The organism is Streptomyces sp. Tue6028 (assembly GCF_002300165.1).
Taxonomy (GTDB): Bacteria; Actinomycetota; Actinomycetes; order Streptomycetales; family Streptomycetaceae; genus Streptomyces; species Streptomyces siamensis.
Genome location: NZ_MLCE01000031.1, coordinates 364,094 through 373,033, shown reverse-complemented (window position 1 = coordinate 373,033; position 8,940 = coordinate 364,094). Strand labels below are relative to the sequence as shown.

The following is an 8,940-nucleotide window of genomic DNA, read 5'->3' as shown; positions in this document are numbered from 1 at the left end:
GCTCCCTTCCAGACCATCTGACCCCGTCCCCACAGGCCCCGGCCCCTTCCCCCAGGGGGTTGGGGCCTTCCCCTGTCCGTCGCCCGCTCCAGACGTCTCCCGCCCCCGCCGCCCCTACCCGTCCCTTGTCCCGGGGGCTGCCGCCCCCGGACCCCCGCATCGGTCTGGACGGCCTCGTCCTCAAACGCCGGACGGGCTGGAACTCTCCGGCACCGGACGGCGAACAATCAGCCCCTCCGACGCTTAGGGAGCGAGGTTCGAGGCGGAGACGCTGAGAATCAGCCCCTCCGACAATCGAGGAGCGAAGTCCGGGACGCAGACGCTGAGAATCAGCCCCTCCGACAATCGAGGAGCGAAGTCCGGGACGCAGACCCTGAGAATCAGCCCCTCCGACAATCGAGGAGCGAAGTCCGGGACGCAGACCCTGAGAATCAGCCCCTCCGACAATCGAGGAGCGAAGTCCGGGACGCAGACGCTGAGAATCAGCCCCTCCGGCGTTTGAGGAGCGGGGTCCGGGGCGGAGCCCCGGGGACGGGACGGGTAGGGGCGGAGGGGGCGAACAACCGGAGAGGCCCTCCCCCGGGCGTTTTCCGGAGGAGGGCCTCTGTCGTGGGGCGGGACGACGCCGCCCTGCCCTGAAGCGGGGCGGCGCTGCCCTGGGCCGGGCGGCACTGCCCTGGGCCGGGCGGCGCTGCCCTGGGCCGGGCGGCGCTGCCCTGGGCCCTGGGGCGGAGCGGCGCCGCCTGATGCCCCGGGGCGAGCGGCTACGCGGCGTCGCGTTCGACGGTCGGGGCCGGCGGCAGGCCCAGGGCGCGGTCGACCAACGCCCCCGCACCCCCGGTGTATCCGCCGGGGTCGCACAGCGCGGCCAACTCGCCGACCCCGAGGAGGCGGATCACGGCGGGCTCGTCGCCCAGCACGTCGGGCAGCGACCGCCCCGTCTCCCGGGCCACCGTCACCGCGTCGCTCAGCAACTGCTTCGCCCGCACCTTGCCCAACCGGGGCGCAAGGACGGCGGCGATCCGCTCGGAGACCAGCTGGGCCCCGCTGTGCGCGAGGTTCTCACGCATGCGGCGCGGGCTGACCTCCAGCCCCTCGGCGAGCTCCACGGCCGTGTGCGCCGCGCCGCCCACCAGCCGCAGGCACTCCCGCAGCAGCTGCCACTCGGCGTGCCAGGCACCCGCCGACCGCTCGTCCTCGGAGAGCAGACACTGCGTCAGTCCGGCTGCCATGACGGGCACTTGGAGGGCGGCGGCGCGCATCAGGGTGGCCAGCACGGGGTTGCGCTTGTGGGGCATCGCGGAGGAGCTGCCGCGTCCGGCCGCCGTGGGTTCGGTGACCTCGCCGACCTCGGTGCGGGTCAGCGACTGCACGTCCACGGCGATCTTCCCCAGCGCGCCCGCCGTGAAGGCCAGCACCGCGGCGACGTCGGCGACGGGCGTGCGCAGCGCGTGCCAGGGCAGTACGGCCGGAGCGAGTCCCGTCTCGGCGGCGAACGCCTCGACGAGACGGTCGAGGTAGTCGCCCGCCTCCCCCACCTCGCCGTCGAGCGCCGCGTACTCCAGATAACCGGCGAGGGTTCCGGCGGCGCCGCCCAGCGACACCGGCAGGCCCCCGTCGAGGACCCGCTCGACCCGCAGCGCGGCGTCGAGGACCAGCTCGCGCCATCCCGCGGCCTTGAGGCCGAAGGTCGTCGGCACCGCCTGGAGGGCGAGCGTGCGGCCCGCCATCAGGGTGTCGCGGTGCTCCAGGGCCAGGGCGCCGAGCGCGTCGGCGACGCGATGGAGGTCGGTGTGCAGCAGCCGCAGTGCCCGCGCGGTGACGAGCATCGCCCCGGTGTCCAGGACGTCCTGGCTGGTGGAGCCCCGGTGCACGTACTCCGCCGCGCCCTCGTCCCGGTCCGCGACGGCGCGGGTGAGCGCCTGGACCAGGCCGACCACGGGGTTGGCGGTCTCGCGGGAGGCGAGTGCGAGGGCCCGCAGGTCGAAGCGGTCCGCGCGCGCGGTGCGGGTGATGACGTCGGCCGCGGGTTTCGGCACCGTCCCGAGCCGTGCCTGGGCACGGGCCAAGGCGGCCTCCGCGTCGAGCATGGCCTGGAGCCATGCCCAGTCGCAGACGGCCGCCTCGACGGGGGTACCGGCACGCACGGGGGACAGCAGACCTGAGTCGGTCGGCACGTCCGCGTCCAGATGTGCGTCCAGTGGGTGGGTCACACGATCACTCCTGTCAGGTCGGTGTCCGTCTCGTCGGTCACCGGCCGTACGGCCGCGGGGACCTGGGACGCCGGCGGCAGTCCGAGGACGGCACGGGCGATCGCGTCGGAGTCGCCGAGGGTCACCGAGTCGACGCCGGGCCGGATGCCCGCCGCGGTCACCCAGTGCACGGACTCGGTGGGCACGCCATAGGCGAAGCGACGCGGGTGCGCGCGCCCGCGGGCGTCGAGGAGCCGGTTGGGCCGCTCGGTGACGGCGAGTCCGCCGGTCTCGTACGTGGTACCGCAGCTGCCGTCGATCCGGAACGGGCCCGCCTGCTCGGTGTTGATCAGGTGGCTGAGCAGCGGGTCGTCGGTGCGCCGGATGTCGGGCTCGGGCAGCCGGGCCTCGATGAGCGCCGTGGCGCGCACCGGCGTGCCGGGCACGGCGCTGGAGTCGGCGACGAAGACCTGGTTGCGGGTGTCGAGCCGGACCTGGGTGCCGGGTCCGGTGATCTCCAGGACGCCGGCCTCGATGAGCGCGACCATCTGCTCGATACGGGCGGCGGGCGGGCCGATGGACAGGAAGGCGTTGAGCGGTGTGTACCAGCCTTCCAGGTCGTCGCGGTGCGAGTTGCCCTCCAGGCCTCCGTGGTCGACGGCGAGCCGGATCTCGTTGCGCAGGTCGCGCAGGACGTCGAGGGCGGCCTTGAGCGGTCCGCTGACGTTGCCGGAGCGGGCCGCGGTCACGTCGGCGCGCAGGTAGTCGAGGAGCCACTCCTGGAAGTCGTCGCGGTCGGTGAACTTCCGGCTGCCGTAGGGCCGGGAGAGCTTCTCCCAGTCCCAGCGCTCGGTGCTGTCGATGCCGTACGAGTCGAGCAGCGCGTCGGGACTCTCGCCCTCCGGCAGGGCGAGGTAGGCGCTCACCAGCGCCTCGCGGTCCTCCTCACGGCCCTTGGCGGACAGCAGCGTTCCGTAGAAGACGCTCTCCACCTCGCGGGAGATGTACGGCCACAGGTCGGCTGTGAAGTTGATGCGCTCGCCGTCCTCGGAGCGCTTGCGGAGGTCCTCGATGTACTGGCCGGTGAGCAGCTTCGGGTAGTAACGCCCGTACGCGCCCTTCTCGTTCTCGCCGCGCGCGTGGTACGGGACGCCGCGCCGGGAGAAGGCGTACAGCTTGGGCTCGCGGCCGGAGGGGTGGTAGACGAGCTTGCCGTCCTCCTCGACGAAGCTGCCGCCGCGGCCGAGGGTGAACAGGGCCATGTGGTCGAAGAAGTTGAGGCCGAGGCCGCGGATCAGGACGTTCTGGCCGGGCGCGACGGAGCTGAGGTCGGCGTCGGCCGGGTTGCAGGGCGTGATGTAGGTCAGGTAGTGGATCCGGGCCAGACTCGCGGTGCGGGCCTCGCGCGGGGTGAGGCGCGCCGGGAGGTGGCCCTGCGCCAGGATGATCGCGTCGAGCTGGTTCAGACGCGTGCCGTCCTCCAAGCGCAGGCCCTGCGGGCCGCCGGGGACGCCGTGCGTGTCGGCCATGGCCACCGCGCGGGAGGCGTGGACCGTGATGGTGACGTGCTGGGGGGCGCGGGCGACGACACGCTTGAAGGCGTCGTGCAGGTAGCGGCCGTAGAAGGCGCGGCTGGGGTACGAGTCGGGGCCGAGGCGCTCGGCCTCGTCGAGGGTGTCGTTGTCGTAGCCGCCGAACTGGCCGAGCAGGGAGAGGCCCTGGGCCCATTCGTACAGGCTCGGACCCGGCTCGATGGGGCCCTCGATCTGCGCGCTGTCGTCCGTGTAGACGGTGATCTGCGAGGCCACCGTGTTGGTGAGCAGATGCCGGGACTGTTCCGCGCGCCAGACCGCGCCGGCACCCGCCGGGGACGGGTCCACGACGTGCACGACGACTTCCGTGTGCGTGGGCCGCTTGCGCTCGCCGGCGCACAGGCGCTCCAGTACGGACAGTCCGCGCGGTCCGGCACCGACTATGGCGACCTGGAGACGGCTGCTGCTCATTCCTGAACTCCGTTCTGATTCGGGTGGGTGGGAAGGTAGGCCGGTGCGGGGGTGGTGGCGCCGAAGTCGCGGGCGCCGTGCATCCAGGCGACCTGGTCGTGCAGTTGTCCGGGGGTGAGCTTGGAGAGGAGGGCGTTCCTGGCGAGCGCGGCGCCCCCCGCGGGGTGCCACAGCCGGGTGCTCTCGCGTGCGGCGAGCTGGATGGCGGCGGTGCGTTCGCGGCGGTCCGCGGTGTACTTCTCGAAGCGCTGGGACACGTCGTCCCCGCTGCCGTCCTCCAGCAGGTCTCCGAGGTGGACTGCGTCCTCCAGGGCCTGGCAGGCGCCTTGTGCCGCGTAGTGCAGCATGGGGTGGGCGGCGTCGCCGAGCAGGGCGACGCGTCCGTCGGTCCAGGTGTCGACCGGGTCGCGGTCGACGAGCATCCAGGACCGCCAGCCGTCGCCGAGCTCGACAAGACGCTGCGCGTCCTGGCCGAGGGTGGCGAACTGCCTGCGTACGTGGGCCTTTTCGACGGGTACGCCGGCGAAGGCTCGAGTGCCTCCGTCGTCCTTGCTGCCCGCGAGGTTGAGGTACTTGCCGCCGGCGATCGGGTAGTGCACGAAGTGGCAGCCGGGCCCGGTCCACCACACCACGGAGGTGTCGCGGCGCAGTTCCGGCGGCACCTGGTCCATGGGGATGACCGCGCGGTACACGGTGATCCCGGAGACGCGGGGTTCGCCGTCGCCGACGAGCTGGGCGCGGACGTTGGAGTTGATGCCGTCGGCGCCGATCAGGGCGTCGCCGTGGACCCGTTCGCCGGTGTCCAGTACGGCACTTGCGCCGGTGGAGGTCTGCTCGTATCCGGTGACGGCGCTCCCGCCGCGCAGTTCGACGGTGTCCCAGGCCCGGCAGGCGTCGAGGAGCACGGCGTGCAGCTCGGCGCGGTGCACGACGACGTACGGGTTGCGGAACCTGCGGCGGTACTCCTCGGTGAGCGGCACGCTGGTGACGTGTTCGCCCGTCACCCCGTCCATGAACCGCAGTTCGTCCATGCGGACGGCGAGGGAGCGCGCCTCGGCGCCGACGCCGAGCCGGTCGAGCGCGTGGATTCCGTTGGGGGCCAGCTGGATGCCGGCGCCGATCTCGGCGAACTCGGGGGCCCTTTCCAGGACGACGGCCCGATGGCCGCCGCGGGCCAGGCCGAGCGCGGTGGCGAGCCCGCCTATGCCACCGCCGGTGATGACTGCCTCGATCATGGTGTCAGCCGCCCTGGTTCGTGAGGACGCGCGCCAGTTCCAGGCGCTTGATCTTCGTGGTGGCCGTCTGCGGCAGATCGGCGAGCCGCCACTGGACGGGGTCCGCCATGGGCGGCAGGCCCTCGGCCGCGGACCGCCATGCGTCGAGGTCCAGCGGTACGTCGTCCTTGGTGCACACCACGGGGACGGCCGTGCCGTCCGCGCCGGGGATGATGATGACCTCGGCGAGGTCGTCGAGCCGGGCGAACAGGCGGTCCTCGGCGGCCAGCGTGGAGCCGAAGCCCTCGATGACGTCGACCTCCCGGTCCAGCAGGTGCAGACAGCCCCACTTGGTGCGGTAGCCCACGTCGCCCATGCGCCACCAGCCGCCGTCCGACAGCTGCTTGTCGTAGCGCTCCTGCTCGCCGAGGTAGGTGACGATGCGGCCGTCGCTCTTGACCTCGATGAATCCGGGGTTGTCCTTGGACGGCGGCCGGCCGTTGCGGCTGACGACGCGGACGTCGGTCATGCCGGGGAACGGCATGCCCACGCAGCGTCCGTCGGCCTCTTCGGGCCGTCGCCTGCTGAAGGAGCGCACCACGGCGGGGCCGATCTCGCTCTGTCCGTAGAGCTGGCCGAAGACGGGGGCCCGGCGGTCGGTGGCGGCCAGCAGCCGCCGCACGGTCCGGGGGTGGATGGCGTCGAAGGTGCTGCTGTACAGCTTGACGTTGGACAGCGGACGGCGCGGGTCGTCGGCCAACTCCTCCCATTTCATGAAGGAGTTGGGGTGCGCCTCCAGGATTCCCGGCCGCAGCTGTGCGAACAGGTCCCCCACGTGCGCCGGGTCGGAGTCGGCCAGCACGACGACGGGGAATCCGCGGTGCAGCGAGATCGCGAGTGCCGTGAAGAGCCGCGAGTGCACGAACGACACGTGCATGGCGATCGTCTCGCGGCCGCGGACGAGCGGGCCGACGACGGAGGCCTGCGGCCGGTAACGCGCCTGCAGGGTCCGCCCGGTGTGGACGGCGAGCTTCGGTGTGCCGGTGGTCCCGGAGGTGTGGGTGATGAGCGTCGGGTGCTCGGGCGGCATGGTCACCGGCGCGACCCGGTCGACGCCCTCGAAGTCGGCGAGCGGGGTGGCCGCCGGGTGCGTTCCGGAGGTCAGCAGCACGGCGGAGGCCAGTCCGACGACCGAGTCGGGCAGTTCCTCCTCCAGCTTCGCCTGGTCGGTGACGAGGTACGGGCGGTCGGTGCGCCGCACCAGCTCGGTCACCGTCCCGCCGTCGAGCTTCGGCGACAGCAGCACCGGTACGGCACCGACCCGGGCCGTGGCACAGGCGAGCAGGGTGATGTCGAATCCGTCGGACTTGTAGATGACCACCCGGTCGCCGGGCCTGACCCGTGCCGCCCACAGCCGGGACGCGAAGTCGTCGACCAGGTCGGCGACTTCGGCGACCGTGGCGCGGCGCCCGAGTCCGGGCGCGATGTCGAGATCGTGGTCGAGTATCAGTACGTTCGCGGGGTGCCGGGCGGCCGCTCGCTCGAAGAGCGTCCCGAGCCGGATTCCCCGGTTTCCTATCCGTTGCAGCAACACGTGCTCGCCCTCTCCTACCCAGGCTCAACAGGCTCGGAATTCAGCTCTTGAATTCGCCTTCGATGACGTCCTTGATGCGCTTGACGGTCGCCGCCAGGTCCTTTTCCAGCTTGGCGCCCCAGTCGGCGAAGAACTTCTGCTTCTGCTCCGCGTCCATCTCTGCGGTGATCCCGCGGATTCCCTCCGTGGCGGCGCCCATCCGGAAGTGGTGGACCAGCCGGCTACCGGTGCCGTCGGGCTCGATGTCGAAGGTCCAGACACTCTCCTGGGCGCGTCCCGCCGAGTCCTGGATCGCCCAGGAGAACGTGGCGCCGGGCTCCGCGGCGATCACCTCGGACCGGGTGCTCCAGGAGCCGCGTACGACGGGCGCCCAGGCCACCACGTCCTTCTCGCGGTGGTTCTCACCGCGGAAGACGGCGCCCACGGTGGCGGGCTCGCCCTCCACCCACTCGCCTCCGACGCACTCCTCGCTCCAGTCGCCGCTGCGGCCGAGGTCGCTGACGACGGAGTAGACCTGCAGGGGCGTGGCGTCGACGTGCGCGTCGGCCGCGGCGCGGAACAGCGGGGTCTCCCCCGGGACTTTCTCACTCACGGTGTTGTCACCCACGGTCTTGTCTCTCCCGGTGTTATCGGCTGATGCCCGGAATGCTGCGCCGCTCGGGGAGCGCGGGCAAAAGTGCCCGTGCGGGTCCGTCAAGTCCGCGGCGCTTCCGGGTTCCTCATCTTCGGAGTGCGGCGGGAGGGAATTGCGGACGACTTGACGAAGAACGCGCGCGTTTCGCCCGGGTGCGCCCACCCGGTGGAAGAATCCATGGCCATGCGTGCCGCTTATGCCGAACAGCTCGGCCCACCCGACGTCATTCGCTACGGAGAGCTCGCCGCACCTGTGCCGGGCCCGGGCGAGGTACTCGTCGACGTGCGGGCCACCACGGTCAACCCCGTCGACACCTTCGTGCGTTCAGGGGTGTTCCGTACGCCGCTGGAGTTTCCCTTCGTCGTCGGTCGCGACCTGGTGGGCACGGTCGCGAAGCCCGGCGGCGGCTTCTCGGTCGGTGACGCCGTGTGGTGCAACAGCCTCGGGCACGGCGGGCGTCAGGGTGCGGCGGCCGAGCAGGCCGTGGTGTCCCTGGACCGGCTGTACCCGCTGCCGCCGGGCGTGGATCCCGAGGTCGCCGTGGCCGTGGTCCACCCCGCGGCGACCGCGTATCTCGCCCTGTTCACGCACGGCGGCCTGGCGTCCGGCGAGACCGTGGTGGTCGGCGGCGCGGCGGGGAACGTGGGGGCCGCGCTGGTCGTCCTCGCGGTCCGGGCGGGTGCCCGTGTCATCGCGACGGCGTCGCCCCGGGACCACGACTACTGCCGGGACCTGGGCGCCGCGGCGGTCGTGGACTACCGCGACCCGGATCTCAGGGGTCGTCTGTCGCGGCTGGCCCCCGACGGGGTGGGCCTGCACGTCGACACCTCCGGTCACAACGACCTCGCCTCGGCCGTCGCGCTGCTCGCGCACCGAGGCCGCATCGTGCTGCTCGCGGGGGCGAAGGACGAGCCGGTGCTGCCGGTGGGGCCGCTCTACATGAAGGACGCGTCCGTGCGGGGGTTCGCGATCTCCCACGCCACGCCGGCCGAGCTGGCGTCGGCGGCGGACGCCATCAACGACCTGCTGTCCGCCGGTCTGCTGCGTCCGCGGAGCACGGAGGTGCTGCCGTTGAGTGCGGCGGCGGAGGTGCATCGGCGCATGGAGCGGGGTGAGCTCCACGGACGCAGGGTGATCCTGCGTCCGGGCACCTGACCCCGGGGGCTCCGCCCCCGGCCCCCGTATCGGCCCGGACGGCCTCGTCCTCGAACGCCGGACGGGCTGAAACCTCCCCCCCTGACCCCACACCCGAGTACGACCCTGACCAGGACACCCGCACTTACCACCCCGGGCTCCGCCTCCG

The 8,940-nt window shown here is 72.4% G+C and carries 6 protein-coding genes; 1 reads left to right on the top strand and 5 read right to left on the bottom strand.

Translation table 11 applies throughout. The features are described 5' to 3' along the window. Positions 1-764: 764 nt before the first annotated feature. From BKI49_RS30185 to BKI49_RS30165, 5 genes are read right to left on the bottom strand one after another with little or no spacing between them, the layout of a single operon-like run. Positions 765-2,213: a nitrosuccinate lyase gene (locus BKI49_RS30185; protein WP_095937421.1), complete on the bottom strand. Its 1,449-nt coding sequence runs from the start codon at positions 2,211-2,213 to the stop codon at positions 765-767. Next, positions 2,210-4,195 (bottom strand): FAD/NAD(P)-binding protein, encoded by a 1,986-nt coding sequence (locus BKI49_RS30180; RefSeq protein ID WP_095937420.1) that lies wholly within the window; start codon positions 4,193-4,195, stop codon positions 2,210-2,212. The genes BKI49_RS30185 and BKI49_RS30180 overlap by 4 nt, the downstream gene beginning before the upstream one ends. Continuing rightward, the gene (locus tag BKI49_RS30175; protein WP_095937419.1) at positions 4,192-5,430 is read right to left on the bottom strand and encodes an FAD-dependent monooxygenase; all 1,239 of its coding nucleotides are present in this window, start codon (positions 5,428-5,430) and stop codon (positions 4,192-4,194) included. Before BKI49_RS30175 ends, BKI49_RS30180 begins: the two co-directional genes overlap by 4 nt. A gap of 4 nt (positions 5,431-5,434) precedes the next feature. Continuing rightward, on the bottom strand, positions 5,435-7,003 hold the full coding sequence (locus BKI49_RS30170; protein WP_095937418.1) for a class I adenylate-forming enzyme family protein: 1,569 nt from the start codon (positions 7,001-7,003) through the stop codon (positions 5,435-5,437). A 40-nt stretch (positions 7,004-7,043) separates the two neighbouring features. Then, positions 7,044-7,595 carry an SRPBCC family protein gene (locus tag BKI49_RS30165; protein WP_095937455.1) on the bottom strand — a complete coding sequence of 184 codons (552 nt, stop codon included), beginning with the start codon at positions 7,593-7,595 and terminating at the stop codon, positions 7,044-7,046. 225 nt (positions 7,596-7,820) lie between these two features. On the opposite strand from BKI49_RS30165, the gene BKI49_RS30160 reads away from it, so the two are divergent. Continuing rightward, entirely contained in the window at positions 7,821-8,792 is a 972-nt protein-coding gene (locus BKI49_RS30160) for an NADPH:quinone reductase (protein ID WP_095937454.1), read from the top strand. Positions 8,793-8,940 lie beyond the last annotated feature (148 nt).

Coding starts and splice junctions, on each gene's coding strand:
- BKI49_RS30160 (WP_095937454.1), top strand. CDS start 7,821: ATGCGTGCCGCTTATGCCGAACAGCTCGGCCCACCCGACGTCATTCGC.
- BKI49_RS30180 (WP_095937420.1), bottom strand. CDS start 4,195: ATGAGCAGCAGCCGTCTCCAGGTCGCCATAGTCGGTGCCGGACCGCGC.
- BKI49_RS30175 (WP_095937419.1), bottom strand. CDS start 5,430: ATGATCGAGGCAGTCATCACCGGCGGTGGCATAGGCGGGCTCGCCACC.